Origin of the sequence: Chryseobacterium sp. WG14 (assembly GCF_024586945.1) — a bacterium.
In the GTDB taxonomy this organism is placed as follows: Bacteria; Bacteroidota; Bacteroidia; order Flavobacteriales; family Weeksellaceae; genus Chryseobacterium.
Genome location: NZ_JALCZD010000007.1, coordinates 124,959 through 148,672 on the forward strand (window position 1 = coordinate 124,959; position 23,714 = coordinate 148,672).

22 protein-coding genes are annotated in these 23,714 nt (G+C 35.7%); 9 read left to right on the forward strand and 13 right to left on the reverse strand.

What is annotated here, in order from left to right:
* Positions 1-64 precede the first annotated feature (64 nt).
* Both MP478_RS13390 and MP478_RS13395 read left to right on the forward strand, forming a co-directional pair.
* Complete coding sequence (locus MP478_RS13390; RefSeq protein WP_257191194.1) at positions 65-1,435, forward strand: rhodanese-related sulfurtransferase; 1,371 nt, start codon at positions 65-67, stop codon at positions 1,433-1,435.
* A 5-nt stretch (positions 1,436-1,440) separates the two neighbouring features.
* Positions 1,441-2,016: a 5-formyltetrahydrofolate cyclo-ligase gene (locus MP478_RS13395; RefSeq protein ID WP_257191195.1), complete on the forward strand. Its 576-nt coding sequence runs from the start codon at positions 1,441-1,443 to the stop codon at positions 2,014-2,016.
* On the opposite strand, the gene MP478_RS13400 is transcribed toward MP478_RS13395, so the two are convergent.
* Complete coding sequence (locus MP478_RS13400; RefSeq protein WP_257191196.1) at positions 1,965-2,546, reverse strand: hypothetical protein; 582 nt, start codon at positions 2,544-2,546, stop codon at positions 1,965-1,967. The genes MP478_RS13395 and MP478_RS13400 overlap by 52 nt on opposite strands.
* A complete protein-coding gene (locus MP478_RS13405) occupies positions 2,530-3,711 on the reverse strand; it encodes a hypothetical protein (protein ID WP_230034032.1) in 1,182 nt (393 codons plus the stop codon). The genes MP478_RS13400 and MP478_RS13405 overlap by 17 nt, the downstream gene beginning before the upstream one ends.
* Positions 3,712-3,894: 183 nt before the next feature.
* On the opposite strand from MP478_RS13405, the gene MP478_RS13410 reads away from it, so the two are divergent.
* Entirely contained in the window at positions 3,895-4,221 is a 327-nt protein-coding gene (locus tag MP478_RS13410; protein WP_230034033.1) for a hypothetical protein, read from the forward strand.
* Between the two features lie 144 nt (positions 4,222-4,365).
* On the opposite strand, the gene MP478_RS13415 is transcribed toward MP478_RS13410, so the two are convergent.
* The 4 genes from MP478_RS13415 to rmuC all read right to left on the reverse strand — a co-directional run bounded on the left by MP478_RS13415 (position 4,366) and on the right by rmuC (position 8,435).
* Complete coding sequence (locus MP478_RS13415) at positions 4,366-5,133, reverse strand: RNA methyltransferase (RefSeq protein WP_257200736.1); 768 nt, start codon at positions 5,131-5,133, stop codon at positions 4,366-4,368.
* Between the two features lie 252 nt (positions 5,134-5,385).
* A complete protein-coding gene (locus MP478_RS13420) occupies positions 5,386-5,946 on the reverse strand; it encodes a type II CAAX prenyl endopeptidase Rce1 family protein (protein WP_257200737.1) in 561 nt (186 codons plus the stop codon).
* A gap of 90 nt (positions 5,947-6,036) precedes the next feature.
* A complete protein-coding gene (locus MP478_RS13425; RefSeq protein ID WP_257191199.1) occupies positions 6,037-6,876 on the reverse strand; it encodes a LytTR family DNA-binding domain-containing protein in 840 nt (279 codons plus the stop codon).
* Between the two features lie 56 nt (positions 6,877-6,932).
* Complete coding sequence (gene rmuC, locus MP478_RS13430; protein WP_257200738.1) at positions 6,933-8,435, reverse strand: DNA recombination protein RmuC; 1,503 nt, start codon at positions 8,433-8,435, stop codon at positions 6,933-6,935.
* 126 nt (positions 8,436-8,561) lie between these two features.
* On the opposite strand from rmuC, the gene MP478_RS13435 reads away from it, so the two are divergent.
* The 5 genes from MP478_RS13435 (at position 8,562) to MP478_RS13455 (ending at position 16,421) form a co-directional block, all read left to right on the forward strand.
* Positions 8,562-9,236, forward strand: a complete 675-nt coding sequence (locus tag MP478_RS13435; protein ID WP_257191201.1) for a response regulator transcription factor — start codon at positions 8,562-8,564, stop codon at positions 9,234-9,236.
* A gap of 2 nt (positions 9,237-9,238) precedes the next feature.
* Positions 9,239-10,597: a HAMP domain-containing sensor histidine kinase gene (locus MP478_RS13440; protein ID WP_257200739.1), complete on the forward strand. Its 1,359-nt coding sequence runs from the start codon at positions 9,239-9,241 to the stop codon at positions 10,595-10,597.
* A gap of 317 nt (positions 10,598-10,914) precedes the next feature.
* Positions 10,915-12,198: a TolC family protein gene (locus MP478_RS13445; protein WP_257200740.1), complete on the forward strand. Its 1,284-nt coding sequence runs from the start codon at positions 10,915-10,917 to the stop codon at positions 12,196-12,198.
* 9 nt (positions 12,199-12,207) lie between these two features.
* Positions 12,208-13,323 (forward strand): efflux RND transporter periplasmic adaptor subunit, encoded by a 1,116-nt coding sequence (locus tag MP478_RS13450; protein WP_257191204.1) that lies wholly within the window; start codon positions 12,208-12,210, stop codon positions 13,321-13,323.
* On the forward strand, positions 13,323-16,421 hold the full coding sequence (locus tag MP478_RS13455) for an efflux RND transporter permease subunit (RefSeq protein ID WP_257200741.1): 3,099 nt from the start codon (positions 13,323-13,325) through the stop codon (positions 16,419-16,421). Before MP478_RS13450 ends, MP478_RS13455 begins: the two co-directional genes overlap by 1 nt.
* Positions 16,422-16,672: 251 nt before the next feature.
* Here the strand turns inward: MP478_RS13455 and MP478_RS13460 are convergent, their stop codons facing one another.
* The 7 genes from MP478_RS13460 to MP478_RS13490 form a co-directional block, all read right to left on the reverse strand.
* On the reverse strand, positions 16,673-16,906 hold the full coding sequence (locus MP478_RS13460) for a hypothetical protein (RefSeq protein ID WP_257191206.1): 234 nt from the start codon (positions 16,904-16,906) through the stop codon (positions 16,673-16,675).
* Between the two features lie 235 nt (positions 16,907-17,141).
* Positions 17,142-18,116 (reverse strand): DUF6624 domain-containing protein, encoded by a 975-nt coding sequence (locus MP478_RS13465; RefSeq protein ID WP_257200742.1) that lies wholly within the window; start codon positions 18,114-18,116, stop codon positions 17,142-17,144.
* Between the two features lie 163 nt (positions 18,117-18,279).
* Positions 18,280-18,744, reverse strand: coding sequence for a hypothetical protein (locus tag MP478_RS13470; RefSeq protein ID WP_257200743.1), 465 nt, complete (start codon positions 18,742-18,744; stop codon positions 18,280-18,282).
* A 52-nt stretch (positions 18,745-18,796) separates the two neighbouring features.
* Positions 18,797-19,387 carry a hypothetical protein gene (locus MP478_RS13475; protein ID WP_257200744.1) on the reverse strand — a complete coding sequence of 197 codons (591 nt, stop codon included), beginning with the start codon at positions 19,385-19,387 and terminating at the stop codon, positions 18,797-18,799.
* A 3-nt stretch (positions 19,388-19,390) separates the two neighbouring features.
* The gene (locus MP478_RS13480) at positions 19,391-19,861 is read right to left on the reverse strand and encodes a YciI family protein (protein WP_257200745.1); all 471 of its coding nucleotides are present in this window, start codon (positions 19,859-19,861) and stop codon (positions 19,391-19,393) included.
* 64 nt (positions 19,862-19,925) lie between these two features.
* Positions 19,926-21,104, reverse strand: a complete 1,179-nt coding sequence (pncB, locus tag MP478_RS13485) for a nicotinate phosphoribosyltransferase (RefSeq protein WP_257200746.1) — start codon at positions 21,102-21,104, stop codon at positions 19,926-19,928.
* Positions 21,105-21,199: 95 nt separating this feature from the next.
* The gene (locus MP478_RS13490) at positions 21,200-21,676 is read right to left on the reverse strand and encodes a Dps family protein (protein WP_257191212.1); all 477 of its coding nucleotides are present in this window, start codon (positions 21,674-21,676) and stop codon (positions 21,200-21,202) included.
* 217 nt (positions 21,677-21,893) lie between these two features.
* On the opposite strand from MP478_RS13490, the gene MP478_RS13495 reads away from it, so the two are divergent.
* Positions 21,894-23,480, forward strand: coding sequence for a hypothetical protein (locus MP478_RS13495; protein WP_257191213.1), 1,587 nt, complete (start codon positions 21,894-21,896; stop codon positions 23,478-23,480).
* The last annotated feature ends 234 nt before the right edge of the window (positions 23,481-23,714 follow it).

Genomic DNA, 23,714 nt, shown 5'->3' on the forward strand with positions numbered 1-23,714 from the left:
ATACACTTTATTGAAAAATGATTATCTTTGCAAAAATATTTTTCTCACTTAAAACGTTTATAGCATGCAACTGTATAACACCTTAAGCGCAGAAGAAAGAGCTCAACTTATTGATGAAGCTGGTAAGGATCGTCTTACACTGTCTTTCTATGCGTATGCCAACATTGAAGATCCCAAAAAATTTCGCGACGAACTGTTTATAGCCTGGAATGCCCTTGATGCCCTTGGCCGTATTTATGTTGCCCATGAAGGAATTAATGCTCAGATGAGCGTTCCCGCGGATCAATTTGAGGCTTTTCGGGACACGCTGGAAGTCTATGATTTCATGAGGGGAATTCGATTAAATGTAGCAGTAGATCAGGATAACCATTCTTTTTTAAAATTAACCATAAAAGTCAGACATAAAATTGTAGCTGATGGTTTGAATGATGCTACTTTTGATGTTACCAATAAAGGAATTCACCTGAAAGCACAGGAATTCAATGATCTGCTTGAAGATCCCGACACTATTGTAGTGGATTTCAGAAATCATTACGAAAGTGAAGTTGGGCACTTTGAAGGGGCAATTACTCCGGACGTAGAAAATTTCAGAGAAAGTTTGCCCATTATCAACGAACAGTTACAGGATTTTAAAGAAGATAAAAAACTGTTGATGTACTGTACCGGTGGAATCCGTTGCGAAAAAGCCAGTGCTTACTTCAAGCATCAGGGTTTTAAAAATGTTTTCCAATTAGAAGGCGGAATCATTGAATATACCCGCCAGATTAAAGAAGAAGGTATAAAAAGTAAATTCATTGGTAAAAACTTTGTATTTGACCACCGTTTAGGAGAACGAATTACAGACGATATTATTTCGCAGTGTCACCAATGTGGTAAGCCTTGTGACAACCATACGAACTGCTCTAATGATGCCTGTCATTTATTGTTTATTCAATGTGACGACTGTAAAGCTGCTATGGAAAATTGTTGCTCTACAGAATGCTTGGAAACCATACATCTACCTTTGGAAGAGCAAGTGAAGTTAAGAAAAGGGTTACAGGTAGGAAATAAGGTTTTCAGAAAAGGAAAATCGGACGCCCTGAAGTTTAAAAAATCAGGTGATCTGCCCCATAAACCTTTAGCAAAAGCGGAAACAAAAAATATCCGTCAGAAAATTACGGTAAAAAAAGTACAGGTTGGAAAAGCAGAGCATTATTATTCAAAATCAAAAATCGGACAGTTTTTAATAGAGAATAAAGAACTTTCCGTAGGCGATAGAATATTAATTTCGGGACCTACCACGGGAGAGCAGGAACTTACCATTACAGAAATTTATGCCAATGGAGGTCCTTGTGAAACGGCTAAAAAAGGAGATCAGATCACTTTTGAAATTCCATTTAGAGTTCGTTTGTCTGACAAATTATATAAAATAGTACAACCTTCTGAAAATGCATAATCATTATGCTGAAAGCAGATCTTAGAAAAAAATATATGCAAAAAAGAAAAGCCTTGTCCCGTGATGAGGCTTTCTTGTTATCCGAAAAAATACTGGCTCAGTTTTTAAACTTCTTTACTCCTTATGAAGGCCAGAAAGTACATGTTTTCATTCCAATTGAGAAGTTTAATGAGATAGATACCCAAATCTTCATCCAGTATTTTTTAGAGCAGAATATACATGTTTATGTGCCTAAAGTAATAGGTGATCAATTGATCAGTGTCGAAATTTTTAAAGATACTGCTTTTGAAACCAGTGCCTGGGGGATTGCTGAGCCGGTTTCCAATGAAGATTCCGGAGAAATCTGTTTTGATTATGTTATTGCTCCCTTACTGTATTGTGATAAAAAGGGGAATAGAGTAGGCTATGGCAAAGGATTCTATGATGCTTTTTTTGAAAGTGCATGCAAAGAATCAAAAAAAATCGGAGTCAATTACTTTGACCCCGATGAATATATTGATGACGTATGGGAAAATGATATTCCCTTAGACTATTTGGTAACTCCTACAGAGGTGCTGTCTTTCTTAAGCGGTTTAGAATAAAAATCCAGGAAATAAAATTTAAACTCTTTTTTTAGCTTAGGTGTTGATAGCAGGATATACTGTGCATTCTTTTCAAAATTCCCTAAAGATTTATTCTTACTGTCGAAGTATTCTACATTGAATTTGGCATAATCCAGGGTATCCTTTTTATAAAATTCTTTATAAACACTGAGGTTATTCACTTTAATTGATCTTACCTTCATGCTGTCCAGTTCCCTGAATAACCTCTTAAAAGTTAAAGAATCCGGCTTGTGGAAATAACTTTGCATCTGGGAATAGATCACCGTGTCTATTTCCGTATTTCTGTTTCCTGACAAATAGAGAGTAGACAGATCCATTAGCTCCTGAACTTTTTGTTTTGTGATTGAATTGATAGCCTGCATGCTGTCCATCTGTACGGCAGGATAACTTTTGGCATTGTTGCTGTTTCGAAGCTTATCGAGATCGCTTACTTCTGTTTTTTTATTGTTACAGGCTATAACTGCTAAAAAAAGCACTGCAAAAATTAAAAAATTATTTATTTTTTTCATCTGTGGATGCGATTTTAAATTTAATAGATATAATCTTACCGTTGTTGTCCTTTTTCATTTCTATAACATTCAGGTTTTTCAATGAAGTAGTGGGAGTGGTCACCAGGGTAATGTATTTTTGTTTGTCCAGTCTTTCTATACCATAAGTATCGTTGTCGTATACCTGATATATCACCGCATTACTGCTGATCAGGTTTTCTAACTGATTTCTTTTTTGCTTAATGAGTGCTACCTGCTCTTCGGGGTTTCCGCCTTTAATATCTTTAATGGAAAAATAATAAGCAGCCATTTTATAATCATCGGGCTTTAGCTCTATTTTTTCTTCTTCAGGTGCATTTTCAAGATTTCTGTTAACATCCAGAGGCTCATAGAATGGAGCGCTGATCCGCATTTTCAGGTTCTTATCCTTTGTTGAATATAAAAAACAGTCGCCAGGTTTTATTTTATACATAATTGGAGACTCATTTTCTTTAATCACCATAATGTCTAATGTATTGATGACATTCACACTGCGGTCCTTGTCAATAAAACAATATTTATAAGTTTTTGAAAAAAGTACATCCTTGAAGCCTAGCACCCCCGTTATTGTTATCAATACTGAAGTGATAAGTGCCCATGCATTTTTTTTGAAGAAATTTTTCTTGGGAACATCTGGTGATTGAACCTGTTCCTGAGAAATAGTTGTTATTTTATTAACTGATTGATTGTCAGTATTTGTTTTTTGTAAATCAGTAGTTTCAGGTGTCTTAATTTCTGTTTTTTGGACAGGAATTTCAGTTTTTGGGAGTTCCGGAGCTATTTGAACAGTTTTTTCCAATTCTTTAAGTTCTTCGTCCTCCAGATTTTCAATTTCCTGCAGTAATTCTCCAGCAAAAAGATGTTGCTTTTTGAATTCATACCAAGAGTCGTAACCCGCATAAATGCTCAGCAAATTGAGCATGTCAATTCTGGGTAATTTTGTAACCGGTGAAGTTTTAAAGTAAGTGTAAAATGACTTTTCACTGATGTTGCCTTTGGCTTTTTTCCGCAGGTCTTCCTGGAAATATATAATATCTATACCCTTCCATTTTGAAATATCATCATGAGAAGGGGTATATTCTTTTAAGTATTGACCCTGAACATCCTTTTTTAACTGTTCAAAGTGTAATAAATCTAAATCTGCCAATTTTTAAAATAATAATTAAATTGTTGATTATCAGTTATGTTTTTTTGTAAAACTATTTTACAAAGTTATTACAATTATTTTTCATAAACAAGTTTTCTATCTGCTATACCTTTGTCTTGTTCAAATAACAGAACAGAAGAAAATTTTATAAAACAATATTAACAAAATTAAATTTAATTTATTATGAAAAAGTCATTATTCGTAGCTGCTATCGCTGCAATCTCTCTAGTTGCTTGTAAAAAAACTGAAGCTACTGCTACTGAAGGTACTACTGATTCAGCTGCTGTAACTGCTGATTCTGCTGCTGTTGTAGTTGATTCTGCTGCTAAAGTTGTTGATTCTGCTGCTACTACTGCTGTAGATGCTACTAAAGATGCTGCTGCTGCTACTACTGCTGCTGGTGCTGAAGTTGCTAAAGATGCTGCTAAAGGAGCTGCTGACGCTGCTAAAGGAGCTGCTGATGCTGCTAAAGGTGCTGCTGATGCTGCTAAAGATGCTGCTAAGAAATAATTCTAGCATAAGCTTAACAATAAAAGAACCGTTTCACCCAGTGAAACGGTTTTTTTATGTCTTGTTTTAATCTGTCATTGTAAACCCAAAGGTAAAGCAACTTCAGAATATAAAATATACGGAATTACTTATAGCGTAAATCTTTTATCCTTTTTTCTGTTTCAATGATTCATAACAGGTGATGGCTACCGCATTGCTCAGGTTTAAAGAATCAATACTTCCAGCCATTGGAATCAGGGTGTTCTGTCCTTTTCCCATCCAAAAATCACTCAATCCTGAATGTTCAGTACCAAACAATACCGCAGATCGCTGTTTGAAATCTTTTTTATAAAGATCTTCCGCACTTTCATCCATCAGAGTAGTATAGATGTTGAATTTGTTTTGCTGAAGAAATTTCAGTGTTTCTTCATTTTCAGCCTGATAGACTTCCATACCAAAAAGGCAGCCTACACTGGATCTGATGACATTGGGGTTATAGAAATCTGTTTTTCCGTCTGCTACAATAAGGGCATCAATTCCAAATGCCTCACAGCTTCTTAAAATTGCTCCCAGGTTTCCAGGTTTTTCTACACCTTCAACAATAATAACCGTAGCGTTTTCTTTCGGAACAAATGATGATAAAAGTGCTTCTTTAGCCTGATAAACGCCGATAATCCCTTCTGAGCTTCCTCTGTATGCTATTTTTTCATATACTTTTTCACTGACGTAATGGATCTTTCCATCAGGCGTATTTCCTTTAAAGATATTTTCACAAATAAAATATTCTAAAGGCTCGAAATGATAGTGTACAGCTCTTTCATTTTCCTGCTGTCCCTCTACAACAAATACATTGGATTTTTTACGGAATCTATTGTCAGTAAGGAGCTTAGTGACGTTTTTTACTTTATCGTTCTGAAAACTTTCTATCAACATAGTGCAAAATTATGCAAAATTTATGATTGAGCTTCTGTGCTTTTAGAAAAAAGCATTCTCCACGTAATCTGAAAAGGTATTTTATTTTTCCTTTTATAATATACAATGATAGCTATAATGAGAAAAATAGATAAGAGCTTATAGAGGTTTCCATAAAGGTTTCCGGCAACATTTTCCGAAACAGTAAAGATTTCCCAATATAAATTCATGAAGAAATGGAGAAATATGGCAGACCATAGATTAAAGCTCTGTTCAATATAAATCCAGGCAAAAAAATGCAGACCCCAAAAATGTAATGGCGAATATTTCAATAAGTTCCATGGAATTCTGACTTTGGTACAAATGAACCTGTGCAAATAGTAAAGATCCCAGTAATATAGATGATAAAAATCCGAGCCGGGTGAACCTGTATAATGTTCCAATGAGAAAAGCCCTGAAGATTATTTCTTCAAAGAATGCAGAGGAAATAGTATTGATGAATAAGGATTCAATGTTTATAGCCGTGCTTATTTTAAAGTGAATTCCATATCCGATCAGCATAGGTGAAGTACCTAGAAATGCTAAGGTAAAGCCTTTAATAATTGATTTATCCAGAGAAAAGAGACTGGAAATACTCTTTGTAGGAGATAAAATCTTTGATGTGATGACCAATGGGATTAAAGTAATTGTGTAAGCCATTACATGAGCAATAGCTTTGCTGTGAAAAATTTCTTTAAAGAATTGTTGAATATTTTTGAAATAAAATAAGTCAAAAAAATAATAGGTGATAAATCCCAGGATAAAGATTGAAAAAAAGCCAATATTCTTACTCATGTCAGTTATTTTGAGCAAAAATGTACTATTAATTAACGTGTATCAAATTAATGTGATGAGTGTCAAGGAATAGTGACCAATGGCAAGCTTTTACCTTTTAGACTGTTGTAATTGAGGAATAATGTCAGAGATAAAACTTCTGGAAACCGGAATTTCAAAATCAATTTCCGGAAGAATTAGTTTATAGCCCTGAGCATTTCCTTTAAGATCCTTTACTTTTTCCAAATTGATAATGTGGGAGCGGTGGCATTTTTTAATGGAATGGGTTTCCACTTGTTTTAATATATTGGATAAGCTTATCCTGATTAAAAGTTTTTTTACCTTATTATTTTCTAAAAAGTAAACGCTGCAATAGTTTTCCATAGATTGTACATACAGGAAATTTTCTTCAGCAACTTCCAGTTCGATATTGTTACCAGAAATTTTCAGGACTTTTTCTTTAGTTTCCTCAGAGTTGTTTATAAGTTGAGGAGCAATATCCAACGCCGTATTTTCAGGAATGTTTTTTAAATAAATATATCTCGACAAAATATAGATAGCAGAAATGGGAATACCTATTGCTAAAGAGTAGAGAAACATATAGCCATAATTTTCAAGGCTAAGTTTTACATGACTTATAAAAAATGCATTGTAAAAGTAAGAAAAGATGGATCCTAACAATAAGATGACAAGGACTTTTAAGAGTTCATATCCAATATTCCATTCTTTGAATTGAGAAACAAAAAGGCTTGAAACAAAAAAGGCAAGTCCAAAAATAAGAGTGTAAGGGAAAAGAATAATGTATTTATAAGGATGATGAAAATTTTCCGTACCAAAAGGTTGAAATATAATCAGAAAAAGATAAACCAGAATTCCCGCGGCTATGGAGGAAACCAGTATCTCTTTTATAGATTTTGATCTTGGATATAAATAAGATACAATAAAAAGCATATCAGATATTTTATCAAATTTTAGTATCCGTTTTTACATGGATGATTCTTAAATTTTTAATTTTCCGTGTCTAAGATATTGCTGTTATCAATAAGACTTGGTGGAAGATCTTTTTTGTTTTTGATGCCCAGAGATTTAAGCTTTTGAGTCTGAATAATAAGATTATCATTACCCGTGTGAAGCTGTTTGTAGGCATCGTTATACACATTTTTGGCCTGATCAAGATTCCTTCCTACTTTCTCGAGATTCTCCACAAAACCTACAAACTTGTCATAAAGTTTAGCACCCCGTTCAGCAATTTCCAAGGAATTTCTGTTTTGATATTCACGTTTCCAAAGATCAGCAATAAGCTTCAGAGAGGTGATCAGATTACTTGGATTCAGTAACAGGATTCTCCTTTCGTAAGCGTAATTCCAAAGGTGCTGGTCTGCCTGCATCGCTGCAATATAGGCGGGTTCACTGGGGATAAACATCATTACAAAGTCTAACGATTTTCCATAATCATCATAGGCTTTCTGACTAAGCTGTGTAATATGGTTTTTGATGGATCCCAGATGCTGGCTTAGTTTTATGGCGTATACATCCTGATCGGTTTCGTCTACCAGATCCGTAAAAGCCGTGAGTGAAACTTTAGAATCAATAATTACATTTCTTTCATCAGGATATTTTATAACGGCATCAGGACGCATTTTCTTACCTGAAAATTCGGAAAACAGAGCATTGTTATCTTCATCGCGAAGTTCATGTTCAAGAAAATATTCCCTTCCTTTTACAAGTCCTGATTTTTCAAGGATACTTTCCAAAATCATTTCACCCCAATTTCCCTGGGTTTTACTTTCCCCTTTCAGAGCCCTGGTCAATTTTTTAGCATCCTCAGAAATCTGCTGATTAAGCTCGGCAAGTTCTTTTACTTTTTCGGCCAGTGAGAAACGTTCTTTATTTTCCTTTTCATAGGCTTCATTGACCTTATTTTTAAGCTCAGCAATTTTTTCCTGAAAGGGATCAAGAATATTTTTTAAGTTATTTTGATTCAGGGTAGTGAATTTTTCTGTCTTTTCCTCTAAAATTTTATTAGCAAGGTTTTCAAACTGTAATTTTGACTCTTCCTGAATTTTTGTAATTTCTTCTTTCTGAGTATCCAATGATTTTTGAAGACCCTCATTCTTTGCTGAAAGCTCAGCATTTTTAGCAAAAATATCCTGCTTTTCCAAAACCAGTGTATCGATATAAGAAGTCTGTTTAATGCTAAGCTGCTTCAATTCCTGATACTGCATGTTCAGCGACGAATACTCGGCAGAGATTTTTGCGAATTCATTCTTCAGATCGTTCAGAAGATCCTGATGTAGAAGATGTTGTTCTTTTTCTTTTTCCACCTCTTTGCCCAGTTCCTGAATTTTCAACCCACTGTTGGAAAGGTCGGAATTATTTTTAATATATAAATTATTCAATTCATCATAAGAGCTCCTTGAAACCATTGACGATTTCAAAGCAAAATATAAAACTACGGCTCCCAATAAACCGCCTGCAATAAACCCAATAATTAAATAGATCGTCTCCATTTTTCAAAATTATGAAAAAAGGCTGGAAGTTGCTACCGGATAATGAATTCCCGGAAGCGCTGCTCTTTCAATCTTTAGCCTTTTTCCCTAAAGAATACTTATATTTATAGGAAATTTCAGGGCTATATGAATATTTTGTTGGTAGAAGATGATCAGAGAATCAGTAACTTTCTTATAAAAGGGCTTACCGAAGCAGGCTACAGTATGACACTTGCTGATTCCGGTGAAAAAGCCCGGGAACTTCTTACCACGTATAATTTTGATATTATTTTAATGGATATTATGCTTCCCGGTTTAGACGGAATACAGCTTACCCAGTTGATAAGATTTAAAGGAAATTATACCCCGATTATTATTCTAAGTGCATTAAACAGTCCTGATGATAAAATAAAAATGCTGGATCTCGGGGCCGATGATTATTTATCCAAACCTTTCCATTTTGAAGAGCTTATTTCAAGAATTAAAGCATTGACCAGGCGAAATAAACTGAGTTACCAGAAAGAAAATCAGCTCCTGTCTTGTGGTAATATTGTGATTGATACAGATCTTCATAAAGTGTCACAGGGCGATAAGGAAATTGAGTTTTCTCCTACCGAATATAAACTTTTTACTTTCCTGATGGAAAATAAGAATAAAGTAGTCAGCAGAACCCAGATTTTACATAATGTGTGGGGCATTGATTTTGATAATTCAACGAATGTGGTGGATGTTTATATTTCCTATGTCCGTAATAAGATTGATGAAACCGATCAAAAAATTATTCATACGGTAAAAGGAACAGGTTATTTAATTAAAGACTGAAGATGACGCTCAGAAACAGGTTTACTCTTATTTCAAGCCTTTCATTCGGCATTGTTTCTATTGTCACATTTGTGGTGATATTCTTTGCTTATTATGACAGTACCAAGATCTTTTATTTTGAAAAGCTTAGAAATACGGCTCTTATTTCTGCGATCTATTATCTTGAAAAAGATGAACTTCCGAAAGACAGACATGCCCAGATTAAGCAAGAGTACAATCACCTTATCCAGAATAACCGGGTGGCTGTTTACAATCAAAATAATGAAGTTACATTCGGTCAAAACCTGGATGATACTAATATTAAGCTGCAACATATTCAGACGGCAAGAAATAACAAAGGTGTGCAGTTCATGTCGGATAACAGTTTTTATTACGGGATCTTTTATCCTGATAACCAGGGAGATTTTGTTGTTTTTGTAAAATCACCTAATGATTCATTCCAGTCGCAGATGATCAGGCTTTCGGTTATTATGCTTGCCGTTCTTGTGCTTGGTTTGCTGGCTATTTATTTCCTCAGCCGCTATCTTTCAAAAGTGGTGTATAAACCGATTTCCAATGTGGTAGAGCGTATTAATAATGTAGATTACAACAATATTTCCACAGCAATTACCTCTACCAATACCAATGATGAAATTGAAGACCTTATTAAATCTTATAATAAATTATTCGGAAGGATTTCTGAAAGCATGTTGCTTCAGCAGAACTTTATTAATTATGTTTCTCATGAATTTAAAACTCCTTTAGCGGCGATCTCCGGAAACCTGGAGGTATTTGCTCAGAAAGACAGAACTCCGGAAGAGTACAAAGCAGTGGTCCGGGAATCTTTAGATAATGTATATGAGATTGAAAATATTCTCAACAATCTTTTACTGATGTCCGGAATGACGAAGCTTGAAACGTCCCATAAACAGGTGAGGGTAGACGAACTGATCTGGAAAATTTATGAGAAACTTGAGCCGAAAGCAAAAGAAAAACACTCATCTATTAAAATACAGCTTCAGGTGATAAAACCTGCCTTATTGGAGATTCCGGGAAATGAAACTTTGCTTTATCTGGCCTTATATAATATTGTGGAAAATGCTGTCAAATATTCTCATGATACTCCTGTCGTTATTACATTATCGGAGAAAGATAGCTGCCTGAATATTGAAGTTAATGATCAGGGAAAAGGAATTCCGGCAGAGGATCTTGCAAAAATTACGGAAACATTTTACAGAGGTAAAAATGTAGACAATATTAAAGGGAGTGGCATTGGGTTGTCATTATCCAAAAGTATTTTTGACCATCATAATATCCTTATGAAAATAGATTCTGCGGTCAATATGGGAACTAGCGTTCTGCTTGTGTTTCCCACTACTTAATTTCATGCAGATTTTACAGATTCTACAGATGTTTGTATATGAAATACTTACATGATAAAATTGTGTTATTTGTGTAGCGCATTAGTGGAATTTGTATTTAAAATCTACTACAGATGTACGGATTTTTTGAATCCTCATTGTTAATTAATAGCCGCCGTTATTCGTGTTAAAAAAATAGGCTTAATCTCACTGATCTGCGAGAGCCTTAAAAAAGTATCTCTACCTGTTCTAATCAAACTCTAATGTTGGGCTAATTGAATTTTAATTTGATTCGAAATTGAGTCTAATACTAGAGGGATAGCTTTGTGGTCTTAAATATGAGACCTTTGAAGAAGATTATTTTTACCCTATTTTATATTCACTGTTTTAGTTTTTTTTCTGCACAGATTTCCGATACCGTGAAGATCGGCAGAAAGGAAGCTGAAACAGTTTTTCTTGCTAAGAACCTTGATCTTATTGCCCAGAAACTGGAGATTTCCCAGGCAGAAGCCCGTGCTCTTCAGGCAAAATACTGGCCTAATCCTACATTAAGTATCAGTGAAGTCAATCTATGGAGAACTTATGACATTGAAGAGCAGCCTGCGCTTATTGGAAATTGGGGAAAGAATACCCAGATTTCTGTTGAAATAGAGCAGGTGATTCAGACAGCCGGTAAGAGGAGGAAAAATATAGAATTACAAAAGATTGAAGTAGAGGGGGAGAAGTATGAGCTGCAGGAAGTATTCCGTGAGCTTAAAAAGACACTGAGAAATACAATTACTGAAATTCTCTATAACCAGGAACAGCAGAAAATCTATCAGGGTCAGATCTCTTCCATTGAGAAACTGACAAAATCTTACAACAACCAATTGAACCTTGGAAATATCAGTAAAGCGGAGTACGTCCGCTTAAAAGCACAGGAAATTGAATTCAAGAAAAAGCTGATTTCATTGAAGCAGGAAATTGAAGACCAGCAGGTGGAACTGAAAGCTTTACTGATGATTCCCTCTCAGTCTTATCTTGTTATTTCTGATTCTTTTACGATGCCGGAAAAACAGCTTTCCGAAGTGGAAATGGTACAATGGATAGAAAAGGCAAAAGAAAACCGGCCGGACATTCTGATTTCCAGAAATAAAGAAAAACAGGCGGATAAAAATCTGGAAATACAGAATGCCATGAAGACTCCGGATATTGCCGTTTCAATAGGCTATGACCGCGGTGGAAATATTATGAAAGATTTTATAGGATTGGGATTATCTTTTGATCTTCCCATTTTCGACCGAAATAAAGGGAATATTCAGGAGGCCCAGCTGGAAGTTCAGAAAATGAAAATTGAAACCCGAAAAAATATGCTGAAGTCTGAAAATGAAATTGTTTCTGTTTTCAGAAATTATATCCGGACACAGCAGATTTCAGAAGAAATAGATGATACATATGAGTCTACTTTGGATGGTCTGTTGGTGAGCCATGAGAAAAATTTCAGGTTGAGAAATATCAGTATGCTGGAATACATGGATTTTCTGGATACCTACATTGGTAATAAAATGATCATCCTGGATACTAAAAAAGAGCTTAATCAATACTACGAAAACCTGCAATATGTTGTAGGACAAGATTTATAATACTTAGATATGAAAATGAATATTACCAGATACATTGCTGCAATTTATCTTTCTGCTTTGGTTTCCCTTACTGGCTGTAAGGATCAAAAACAGGATAACGAAATTCAGAAACCCTATTGCATCAGTAAAGAACTTAAAAAGGATATTAAACTTGTTCAGGCAGAAATGCGCCCTATTGAAGAAAGTATTACACTTACCGGAGAAGTGGAAAGCAATTCAGATAAAACAGTTCCTTTTGTAAGTCTTGTAGATGGAGTGGTTACAGAAACGTACTTTTCTTTGGGAGACTATGTGAAAAAAGGGCAGGTTTTAGCAAGTGTAAAAAGTACGGCTGTCAATGAAATGCAGGATGATACCCAGACGTTGCAGGCTCAGCTGGCAGTGGCCAAAAGAAAGCTGTCTTCTGTAGAAGCGATGTATAAAGATGATATTGCCTCTCAGAAAGATTTGCAGGAAGCCAGATCCGAAGTGGCCATATTGCAGTCTAATATTTCCAAGACCCAAAAAAATATGCAGCTGTATTCAGCAGGAGGGAACACGATTCAGATTAAAGCTCCCGCGGACGGATATGTTGTTTCCAAAAATATTTCCAAAGGAATGCCGGTTACAGCTGGAGGTGATCAGCTATTTACCGTTTCCAATCTGGATAAGGTTTGGGTAATGGCTAATGTATATGCTACCAATATGAGACATGTCTATGTAGATCAGCCGGTAGTGGTGAAAACCCTGGCGTATCCTGATGATAGTTTTTCAGGGAAAATCAACAATATTTCACAGGTTTTTAACGAAAATGAAAGAGTCCTTAAGGCGAAGATCATTATGGATAATAATGGCATGAAGCTAAGACCCGGAATGTCCGCGGATATTGTTCTTCCGGTCAATTCACAAAACAGAAGTGCACTGGCAATTCCTGCTAAGGCTATGATCTTTGATAATAATCAGAGTTATGTGGTGGTGTACAAAAAAGACTGTGAACTGGAGATCAGGCCGGTAACGGAAATCACTTCCAACAGCCAATATATTTATGTGGAAGGAAATTTAAAGCCTGGTGAAAGTGTTATTGCTTCCAATGGGTTACTGATCTATGAAAACCTGAAAAACCAATTAAATAACTCCACCAAGTAATGCGAAAATTTGTACAGAATATAGTTTCCTTCTCTTTAAAAAACTCATTGATTGTTCTTCTGGGAACTTTCCTTTTGTTGGTTGGAGGAATCTATTCCTATATGCATACCCCCATTGAAGCATTTCCGGATGTTACCAATACCAGAGTAAGGGTGATTACCCAATGGCCGGGAAGAAGTGCCGAGGAAATAGAAAAATTTGTTACCCTGCCAATTTCGAAAGAAATGAATGCGATCCCGAATAAAACCTCGGTACGGTCTATTTCACTGTTCGGATTATCGGTAGTTACGGTAATTTTTGATGATCATGTAGATGATTTTTATGCCCAGCAGTATGCTTCTAATAAACTGGGAAATGTGGAGCTTCCCAACGGTGCAGAATACAGTATCGAGCCTCCTTCCGGGGCTACCGGTGAAATTTATCGGTACATTATCAAAAGTAAGCTGCCGATCAAAGAAGTTACAGCGATTCAGGATTGGGTCATCGAAAGAGAATTGCTGGCAGTTCCGGGAGTAGCTGACGTGGTCAGTTTTGGTGGTGAAGAAAAAACATATGAAATAAAAATTAATCCTACAGAATTACACAATTATGACCTTTCCCCCCTGGATGTGTATGAAGCAGTTTCGAAGAGTAACATCAATGTAGGAGGAGATGTAGTGGCTAAGGGAGATCAGGCTTATGTAGTGCGGGGGATCGGTCTTTTGGAAAAAAAGGAGGATATTGAAAACATCCAGATTGAAGTAAAAGGTTCTACGCCTATTTTGGTAAAACATGTGGCAGAAGTAAAAATCTCGGCAAAACCAAGATTGGGACAGGTAGGATACAATAAAGAGAATGATGTAGTAGAAGGAATTGTGATAATGCTTCGTGGTGAAAACCCAAGTGAGGTTATTGCGAAACTGAAGGATAGGATAGAGCAGCTGAACGGAGGAGAACTTCCGGGTGATATTCAGATTGTTCCTATTATTGACCGTACGGAGCTGGTGAATACAACCGTTCATACCGTTTCCAAAAACCTGATTGAAGGGGTGATCCTGGTTTCTATTATAGTATTTATATTTCTGTATAACTGGAGAACGACATTCATAGTGGCTTCGGTGATTCCTCTGGCTTTTCTTTTTGCTATTATAATGCTGAGGATTCAGGGGCTTCCTGCTAATCTGATTTCTATGGGAGCATTGGATTTCGGATTGCTACTGGAGGGAACATTGGTTATTGTAGAACATGTATTTGTGGCTCTTGAGCTTAAAGCCAGGAAAATAGGGCTCCGAAGGTTCAATAAGATTTCAAAACTTGGGATCATAAAAAGAAGTGCCGGAAGTGTGGCAAGCTATATTTTCTTTGCATTGCTGATTCTTATTGTGGCATTGCTGCCTATTTTCTCTTTCCAGAAAGTAGAAGGGAAAATGTTCTCTCCTTTAGCATTTACCTTGGGATATGCTTTGTTAGGATCATTAATCTTGAGTTTGACCTATGTGCCTGCAATGTGTAAACTGTTGCTGACTAAAAATATAGAAGAAAAGGAGAACTTTATATCAAGATTCTTCAGGGTGAATATCTATAGAATTTATGAATTCAGTGACCGTCATAAAAAAGGATTTATGATCGGGTTTATTACTTTATTAGCGATTTGTGGCTGGAGATTCTCCAATTACGGATCTGAATTTTTACCTAAGCTGAATGAAGGAGCAATCTATGTACGTGCAACACTTCCCAATAGTGTAAACCTTGATGAATCCGTACGTCTGACGAAAGAAATGAAAGGGATTCTAATGAAGTATGATGAAGTGAAATTTGTGATGACCCAGACAGGCCGTCCAAACGATGGAACAGACCCTACCGGATTTTTTAATATTGAATTTAATATTCAGCTGAAGCCGGAAAATGAATGGAAGAAAAAAATATCCAAAGAAGAACTTCTGGAAGAAATGAGAGGCTCTCTTGAAAAATATCCGGGTATTAACTTCGGATTCAGCCAGCCGATTCAGGATAATGTGGAAGAATATGTGGCAGGAGTAAAAGCCCCATTGGTGATCAAGATTTTCGGGAACGATTTATTTGAACTTGAAAACTATGCCAATCAAGTAGCCAATTCTATCAGAACGGTTCCTGGAATTTCAGACGTAAATGTCTTTAAAAATATTGGGCTTCCTGAGCTTAGGATACAGCTTCATGATTCTAAAATGGCAAAATACGGTGTTTCTACAGCAGATGCACAAGCCGTTATTGAAATGACCATTGGGGGGCAGGCTGCCACCAAGTTCTATGAAGAAGAAAGAATGTTTGATGTCATGCTGAGATTTGAAAAACAATATCGCGATACCCCTGAAAAAATGGGGGATATCCTGATTCCTACCCAGGATAATAAAAAAGTACCGTTGAAAGAAATTGCAACGATTGATTATCATACCGGTCCGTCTTTTATTTACCGTGAAGGAAACAGCAGGTACATTGGAGTAGGATTTAATATCGAAGGCCGTGATTTAGGAAGTACGATCAAAGAAGCCAAAGCTAAAGTTGAAAAAGAAGTAAAGCTTCCCAAAAGTCATAAAATGACCTGGGCCGGGGAGTTTGAAAGCAAAGAAAGAGCAGCAAAACAGCTGGCAATGGTAGTGCCCATTTCTTTAGTTCTTATTCTGATGCTGCTGTATTTCAATTTTGGAAATGTAAAAGATACGCTGATCTCTTCCATTACATTGGCGTTTGCATTTATCGGAGGGTTTTTATCCCTCTGGCTGACGGGGACCATTTTCGGAATCTCTGCAGGGATCGGTTTTATTATCCTCTTTGGAGTAGCAACTATTGACGGTATCGTTCTGATTGGAGTGATGAAGGAGAACTTACAAAACAGGATGCCTCTTAAACATGCCATTGCTCAGGGAGTGCAGAGCAGGATCCGTCCGGTAGTGATGATTGCCTTAATGGGTTCTATGGGACTTTTACCGGCAGCAATGTCCAATGGAATGGGGTCTGAAATCCAAAAACCGTTAGCAATTATGATTGTAGGAGGACTGATTATCTGTATGTTTCTGTCATTTACCATACTGCCGATTATATTCTATTATGCTTATCGTAAAAAGCTCAAAGAAGCCATATAGTTTCTTTCATTTTTGTTCATTATGTTAACCGGGATTCTTGAGGGAGATCCCGGTTTTTTATTCCATTAAGTGCTTTTTGCAAACTCTGATATTTCAATATTTTTTGCCACATCATTTTCATATCGGTTTTGGTTTATTTAAAGGTAATAAAAACCTATGATCAGCGGTATATTTCTTTGAAAATGAATAGAATGATCTTTTTAATAATAAAAAAGTGAGCCGGAAGCCCACTTTATTTGTTGTTCATTAGATTATGGAGTAATTATAATGGGATCTGGAAAAGGTTCAAGAACCAATGGTTTGCACATTGCGGCCGGCTGGCAGGTTCCCCCCATGCATATAAAATTAGTCATAGTGGTGGAGCCGTCAGGACATCTGATCATGGCTTCACCATGGCATCCTCCAGGACATTGTGCAGGATACAAAGTTCCTCCAAAGACATCTTTCAAATCTGTTCTTGAAAGTTTTGATACGTTCTTTTTCATGGTTTAATTTTTTTTGTTTAGTAAATTAATTTATTCTTAACACTCTTATAATTAATTAAGTAAGCTTAAAAATATTGAACTAAAATAGTAAATTATTCTATGATAATTGAATTAATTTATGATAAATGTTAAAATGAAGGTTAGATTTTTTAAAAATGCCAAATAAGCTTAAAATAGAAGAATGTCAATTAGATTTGAAATCTAACTATGAATAGTATAGTGATGTGATTTCTGTTTATTTGTGCTTTGTTTTTGCTTCCAGTTTAGGCAAGTCTTTTTTATATTGTTCAGCATCCCATTTAATTTGCCAATTCTTTACATACTCTGCCAATGGAGGAAGTCCAACATCTGCGCGTCTTTTATCTACATTCTCAGGATCTTCTAATGGGGATACATAATATATTTGTGTTTCAGGATCACGTCCGATCTGGCTGCCGTAAATTTGTCTTTTACCTTGTCTCAGGGCCACCCTGTCTTCGAGAAGGGCCAGACTGCTGCTTTGTGCTTTACCATTTTTTACAGCATCTCTCATCATGGGTAAATATTTTTCCTGTGTTGCCTGATCTGCATGTTGGATAACAAGAAATAATGTAGCACTTCCCTGTCCGCCCACAATATCAGGACCCACCCAGCCATATTTATCAAGAATGGCTTTTACCTCAATAAGATTTAGTGAATCTTTTTTATTGATAAGCTGCCAGTGCTCATTCATTTCTTTTGATTCCCCACCGTATTTTTTTTCAATACCATCGATTTGTTTTCTGTACTTTTGGTCTTCATTATAAATGTCACCAAGCTTTGCGGCCAAGGGTTTATTCAAATTTGCTTCTGCTTTCTCCTGATTCTGTTTGATTTTTTCGATTAGAGGCTTCCATCGTTTATCACTATGTAAAGAGCTAAGGTCTGTATCCGTTATTATATGGTTATAATTACTGAATTTTACTGCAATCCTGTCAAGTTGGGAAAATGCACTGTCTGGCCCTGATGCCATTGCCCAAGAGCATGCTGCGTTATACCTATCATTTAGAGACGCTTTCCAGCCGTTAGATTTAAATGCTTCTGAATAGTTGCTGGCAGAGTTTTTGAAATCCTTGGCACGGTAAAGTGATTCAGCCGTTTTTACTTTATCAGTGTATTCTTTAAAAACAGTTTGTCCGAAGAGCAGTTTTGTTGATACTAAAAAAAGCAATACGAATAGTCTTATTTTCATGGAATTAATTTTTATAAGTTTTAATTTGTATGGTGTTGAAAATGAGTCTCTAATATAGTAATAAAAACAAATCACTACATGACGATATAGTGATTTGTTTTTATTTTGTTTAACAATGAGAATGAATTATGATTGAAGGAGTATTCATAATTTATTGTTTTATTCAGCTTCCACAATACATATAGTATGATGGTTGATCATTTTCTCTTTTTTCATTGCTTTGTGGAGTAAGCCCTTCAAAAAAGATATGGTCGCCAAGTTCTTTATTACTGACTTGATTTTGTAATTGATACAGTAAATCCAGAGCTGTGAAGCTGGTACCGTTGCCTGCTTTCAGCTTCGCGCAAAACTCTACCTGAAACATGCCATAGTCACTATTATTTTCGCTGAATACATCATTTTCATCACCCATCAATGTTTCGTTGGGGGCAATATCTTCTTTTCCTTTGATCCACGCTTCATATAAAACATATATTTCAGGTGCGTTTATTACGGTTTTATATGGCTCCCAGGACGCTTTTTCTTTTAAAATCAGAGTTTGGTAGTCTGCGATTTCCTTATTAAAATCCTCACTGCTGTTGTAAACTTTCTTTTGAAAAGCCCAGAGAATGTTTGATAATAGACCCATTTGTTTTCGTTTTTAAGTGATTAAACGTTTATTTTTAAGTTATTACTTTTTCTTAATTAACGAAAAGAACAAAATATACACAGTTAAGGACTGTTGCTATAAATGAAGCAATAAATACAGCCAAATTATCACGTGTTTTTCCTGTGAATAATCTTATGATCCAATAATTAATAATGTAAGCAGGTATGAGTAAACTAAAAGAGAAAACTGACAGGAACGTAAATTTGTATAAAATGGCCAGGATAATAATGGTACTGACAACAGAGGCTATGATAGTCCCGATAAAGCTGTGCATTAAAGTATCTGAATCAACTTTTAAATTTTCAACTTTCTGATGGATCTGATTGTATTTTGTATCTACAAGAATTCCAATGGTTTTATCGGATAACAAGTCAGAGCTTAATAATGATAAACATTCCTGTTTTGATAATTTATTCATGTAATGCCCATGAATCTCTCTTATCAATCTGTTTTGTTCATTTAAAAATAAATTCTGAGCTTTAATTTTATTCTGAAAATCTTCCAGAGTACCCCTGCTTACAATTTCGTCTATGATTTCCTTATCCGGCTTACCCTGATGATCTATCTGATTCTTATAAGATTCGATCAGATCCTGTTCTGAAAATTTACTATAAAATCCCATTTTCTAAGGATTTTCCTTCGAAATTTCTTCGTGATGTTTAAGATATAGAGGCAATGCCGCCGATCCATACCATGGGAAAATTTCATAACTAAAGACTCCGGCTTGTACAGCGGGATCTGTCTTTACCCACTGCTCTGCTTCTTCTTTAGATTTTGTATTAAAGATGAACATACCGCGGTAGTTTTCTTTATTTTTTTCCAGAAAGGGTCCTGCTACAATAATTTTTCCTTCATCAGCCAGCTTTCCGATATTGGTCATATGACCTTTCATGACTTCTCCCATTTTGGCTTTGTCATCTATTTTTGTGCTTCCGGAAGTAAGCATGACAATGGTGTAGGCCTTCATCCCGTATTGATCTGCACCAAGTGAGGTAGCCAGTTCCTGATTGAATTTTACTTTTTCCTTTTTATTCTCCTGGGCGAAGGATAAAGTGGTCAGCAAAACAGTAAGAGGTATAAAAATTTTTAATTTCATAGATGTTTTAATTATAATGTGGATATCTCAGATCTGACATCTCTATCTGAAATCTGTCTAAACCCTAATCTTTTATTCTTAAAAACTCCTTGGCAAGCTCTATCATTTTAGGATCACCCGTGTATTTTCCATGCTCATCAGAAAGTTTTACGGTTGGGATCCATTCTTTGTTAGGAGCCTGTACACCAATAAGTTTCATAACAATATTCATTGGTTTTACCCCTACATCATTGGTAAGGTTGGTTCCTATTCCAAAAGAGATGCCTATTTTTCCTCTGCAGTAGCTGGTAATTTCCCCTACCTTTTCAAGATTCAGGGCATCAGAGAAAATAATATACTTAAACATCGGATTGATGCCGTTATTCTGATAATGCGCAATGGTTTTATCGGCAAATTCAAGGGCATCACCGCTATCATGACGTACCCCGTCAAAAAGCTTGGCGAATTTTTTATCAAACTGCTGGAAGAAAACATCTGTGGTATACGTATCTGAAAGAGCAACTCCAAGGTCTCCTCTGTATACATCTACCCAATGTTCCAAAGCGAGTTCATTGGCCATTTTGAAACCATATTCAGCAGCGTGGAACATAAACCATTCGTGAGCATGGGTTCCAATTGGCTTTACACCATACTTCATGGCGAAATGAACATTGGAGCTACCGATAAAAGTAGAATCTTTTTTCTGTGTCAAAGCTTCCATTACCAGGTTCTGTACTTTATAAGAATGTCTTCTTCTGGTTCCGAACTCTGCAAAAGTTACTCCAAGTTCTCCCAATGAATCTGCCTTCTCCAGCGTTTTGCTCATCACCACTTCATTGGAATCCCTTTCCATATGATTCATTTCGTAGTGAAGTTCGCTGATCAGTGCCAGTAAAGGAACCTCCCAAAGAATCGTTCTGTACCAAAGTCCTTCAACTATTACAGAAAGATCACCTCCTTCCTGATGAATTTTTACTTCAGAAGGATCATAGTGATAGCCTTCTAAAAAATCCAGGTAGGGCAGGTCGATATAAGGACAGGTTCTTGCCATGAATTTCTTCTCATCTTTGGTAAGCTTAAGTTCTGCCATCTTATTAACAGCATCCCTTAACGCAGCATCAAAACCTGGCGGAAAGTGATGTTTTCCCCTATTGATAAATTCGTATTTTACAATAGAACTTGGGAAAAGTTTTACCACTGCATTTTGCATGGTTATTTTATAAAAATCATTATCGAGAATTGAGTTCAGTCTTACGTCGTTCATAATATGTGTAATTTTAACGCAAATATAGAAATAAAAAATAAAATCGCCTAAATGTAAGGCGATTTTTTTGAAATATTTCAATGCTTGCTATTGCGCTATTTTCCAAGGTAAGAATTGTACATCCAAACTTCTTTCTCCTGTTCTGTGATATAGTCGCTCATTTGAGAGTTTGTACCTTCATCACCTGCTTCATCCGTAATATCTAATAAGTCTCTCTGAAGATCAATAACCACCTTGAAAGAGCTTAAAATCAATTCAACACTTTTTGTACCATCTGTCACTTCTTTTGTCTCTTTAATGGTAGCTACTTTCAAATAGTCGGAGTAATTGTGAGCCGGGGTAGCTCCTAAAGTCAGAATTCTTTCTGCAATCTCATCAATTTTTAAAACCAGGCTATTGTATAGCTCTTCAAATTTAGGGTGAAGGGTAAAAAACTGATCTCCCTTAATATTCCAGTGAGCCCCTCTGGTGTTTTGATAGAATATGGAATAGTTGGCTAAAAGTGTATTTAATTTTTCTGAAATTTTTTTACAGTCGGCTTCTTTAAGACCGATAATACTGGCGTTTTTCATATGTATATATTTTATATTTAATTGTTATGAGATCATAGGGAACTGTCTTCCTCACTGCGGTTTTGGCCAGGAGATGTTCATAATGGCAGTTTCATAAGTTATCTTTTTGAATCTATCAAATTTACGAAATATTGTGCCGAACTATCCTCTTTATTAATAGATGATAACTATAAGAAAATTTTAAAAAAAATAGTTTGAAAGTAGTATTATTGCAGAGATGAAAAGTTTTCTGATCACAGCAGCAGTATTTTTTGGGATATGTTTTATCTATATCCTGATTATGCTTTCTACTACCGGGAATTATTTTACTTATCTGTTGGATGATGCCTATATTCACATGGCAATTGCTAAAAATTTTGCAGTTCATGGTGTTTGGGGAATGACCCAGTATGCTTTCTCCTCTTCCTCTTCCTCTCCGGTTTTTACCGTTATTTTAAGTGCTTTGATTTCTCTTTTTGGAGACCATACTTTAATTCCATTAATTTTTAATCTGTTTTCAGCCGGATTGCTTATCGCCTTTCTTACTACATACTATTCGCTGTTTTTCAGCCAGAACAGATCTATAGTTTGGGCCTGCTTGTTTAGTCTTTTCTTTGCGGTGCTGCATGTGCAGATTGTAATCGGGATGGAACATATTTTACAGACATTGATGATTACCATCAATATTTACTGCTTTAAAAAATGGGCTGACAATGATTTTAAGGATAGGATTTCTCAATATGGTTTCTATTTTACGGTTCTGTTATTGGGCCTGATAAGATTTGAAAGCATGTTTTATTTTGTCTCTCTTGCTTTTGTCTTTATGCTGATCAGGAAATGGAAGGACTCTGCACTTGTACTGGTCTGTGGTTTCGTTCCTATTTTTCTCTTCGGCTACTTCAATTATCCTAAAAGTGGGTATTTTTTCCCCAATTCAGTTATTGCCAAAGGATCACTGATAGATTTCTCGGGCAGTATACCGATGCAGATCATTGATGTCGTACTGAAAAAAGTAGTTTTAAATATCAGTTTCTATAAAATTGGATTGTTTCCCTTAGTGATCAGTATTGTTTTATTATATAGGGATTGTCAAACAAAAGTAAGCTTTCAAAAAATCATTGCAAACAACTTTCTCATTATAACCTGGAATTTTACTTTTATCCTGCATAGTCTATTTGGTGAAATAAAGGGGCAATTCAGATATGAAGCTTATCTTTTGGTTGCTTTTGCAATGGTTCTCATTCCAAAGCTGAGATATTTTTTCACTCAGCCATTACAGTTTTTCAGAAAAGAAAGGATAATAGGAGTATGTATACTGGCAAATGTATTACTGCTGTTGTATAAGTCAGGTCATGCTCATATTTTGATTACCAATGGGAGTGCCAATATATATGAACAGCAGATTCAGTCTGCAAGATTTTTGAAAAAATACTATAATTCCTCTAAAGTGGTGGCTAATGATATTGGTGCCATCTGCTACTTTACGGATATCCATTTACTTGACTTCATGGGATTAGGATCTAAAGAAATGCTTCCTTTCAGAACGAAAGATAAAAGGCCTGATGATCAGTTTGAAAACTTTTTGACACGAAGTGCTGTTGAAAATAAGTATCAGCTGGCTATCGCTTATGAAGAATGGCTGGATGGGCATACCCCAAAGAACTGGAAAAAGGTTGCTTATCTGGAAGTGGAAGGAAAGAATGTAGTGCTGGGTGAAAAACACTTGTTCATATATTCTATTAACCCTGAAATTCATAATTCTTTAAAACAAAATGTTCGAAATTTTAATTGGAATACAAATGTTAAGGTTAAAATTATTGAGTAACTAAAAAAAATCATTCCTGTAGTTTTTCTTAATGAATAGATAATAGTTTGTTAACCGGACTGGCAGATTGTTTTTTTAGCTTTATCCCCAAAACTGATATGGCAGGTCCTGCGATTGATCCTTTAAAAGGAAAAGCAATAAAAGTTGCTTTTAAATAAAATTTTATTTTTTTTGAGTGAATCCTGAAGGTTCAACAATGAGGCAATAACATGAAAACCAATAGGGTTGCCGTGG

Excerpts from the sequence above, each read along its gene's own strand:
- MP478_RS13390 (WP_257191194.1), top strand. The coding sequence starts at position 65 with ATGCAACTGTATAACACCTTAAGCGCAGAAGAAAGAGCTCAACTTATT.
- MP478_RS13395 (WP_257191195.1), top strand. The coding sequence starts at position 1,441 with ATGCTGAAAGCAGATCTTAGAAAAAAATATATGCAAAAAAGAAAAGCC.
- MP478_RS13400 (WP_257191196.1), bottom strand. The coding sequence starts at position 2,546 with ATGAAAAAAATAAATAATTTTTTAATTTTTGCAGTGCTTTTTTTAGCA.
- MP478_RS13410 (WP_230034033.1), top strand. The coding sequence starts at position 3,895 with ATGAAAAAGTCATTATTCGTAGCTGCTATCGCTGCAATCTCTCTAGTT.
- MP478_RS13415 (WP_257200736.1), bottom strand. The coding sequence starts at position 5,133 with ATGTTGATAGAAAGTTTTCAGAACGATAAAGTAAAAAACGTCACTAAG.
- MP478_RS13420 (WP_257200737.1), bottom strand. The coding sequence starts at position 5,946 with ATGAGTAAGAATATTGGCTTTTTTTCAATCTTTATCCTGGGATTTATC.
- MP478_RS13425 (WP_257191199.1), bottom strand. The coding sequence starts at position 6,876 with ATGCTTTTTATTGTATCTTATTTATATCCAAGATCAAAATCTATAAAA.
- rmuC (WP_257200738.1), bottom strand. The coding sequence starts at position 8,435 with ATGGAGACGATCTATTTAATTATTGGGTTTATTGCAGGCGGTTTATTG.
- MP478_RS13435 (WP_257191201.1), top strand. The coding sequence starts at position 8,562 with ATGAATATTTTGTTGGTAGAAGATGATCAGAGAATCAGTAACTTTCTT.
- MP478_RS13440 (WP_257200739.1), top strand. The coding sequence starts at position 9,239 with ATGACGCTCAGAAACAGGTTTACTCTTATTTCAAGCCTTTCATTCGGC.
- MP478_RS13445 (WP_257200740.1), top strand. The coding sequence starts at position 10,915 with ATGAGACCTTTGAAGAAGATTATTTTTACCCTATTTTATATTCACTGT.
- MP478_RS13450 (WP_257191204.1), top strand. The coding sequence starts at position 12,208 with ATGAAAATGAATATTACCAGATACATTGCTGCAATTTATCTTTCTGCT.
- MP478_RS13455 (WP_257200741.1), top strand. The coding sequence starts at position 13,323 with ATGCGAAAATTTGTACAGAATATAGTTTCCTTCTCTTTAAAAAACTCA.
- MP478_RS13460 (WP_257191206.1), bottom strand. The coding sequence starts at position 16,906 with ATGAAAAAGAACGTATCAAAACTTTCAAGAACAGATTTGAAAGATGTC.
- MP478_RS13465 (WP_257200742.1), bottom strand. The coding sequence starts at position 18,116 with ATGAAAATAAGACTATTCGTATTGCTTTTTTTAGTATCAACAAAACTG.
- MP478_RS13470 (WP_257200743.1), bottom strand. The coding sequence starts at position 18,744 with ATGGGTCTATTATCAAACATTCTCTGGGCTTTTCAAAAGAAAGTTTAC.
- MP478_RS13475 (WP_257200744.1), bottom strand. The coding sequence starts at position 19,387 with ATGGGATTTTATAGTAAATTTTCAGAACAGGATCTGATCGAATCTTAT.
- MP478_RS13480 (WP_257200745.1), bottom strand. The coding sequence starts at position 19,861 with ATGAAATTAAAAATTTTTATACCTCTTACTGTTTTGCTGACCACTTTA.
- pncB (WP_257200746.1), bottom strand. The coding sequence starts at position 21,104 with ATGAACGACGTAAGACTGAACTCAATTCTCGATAATGATTTTTATAAA.
- MP478_RS13490 (WP_257191212.1), bottom strand. The coding sequence starts at position 21,676 with ATGAAAAACGCCAGTATTATCGGTCTTAAAGAAGCCGACTGTAAAAAA.
- MP478_RS13495 (WP_257191213.1), top strand. The coding sequence starts at position 21,894 with ATGAAAAGTTTTCTGATCACAGCAGCAGTATTTTTTGGGATATGTTTT.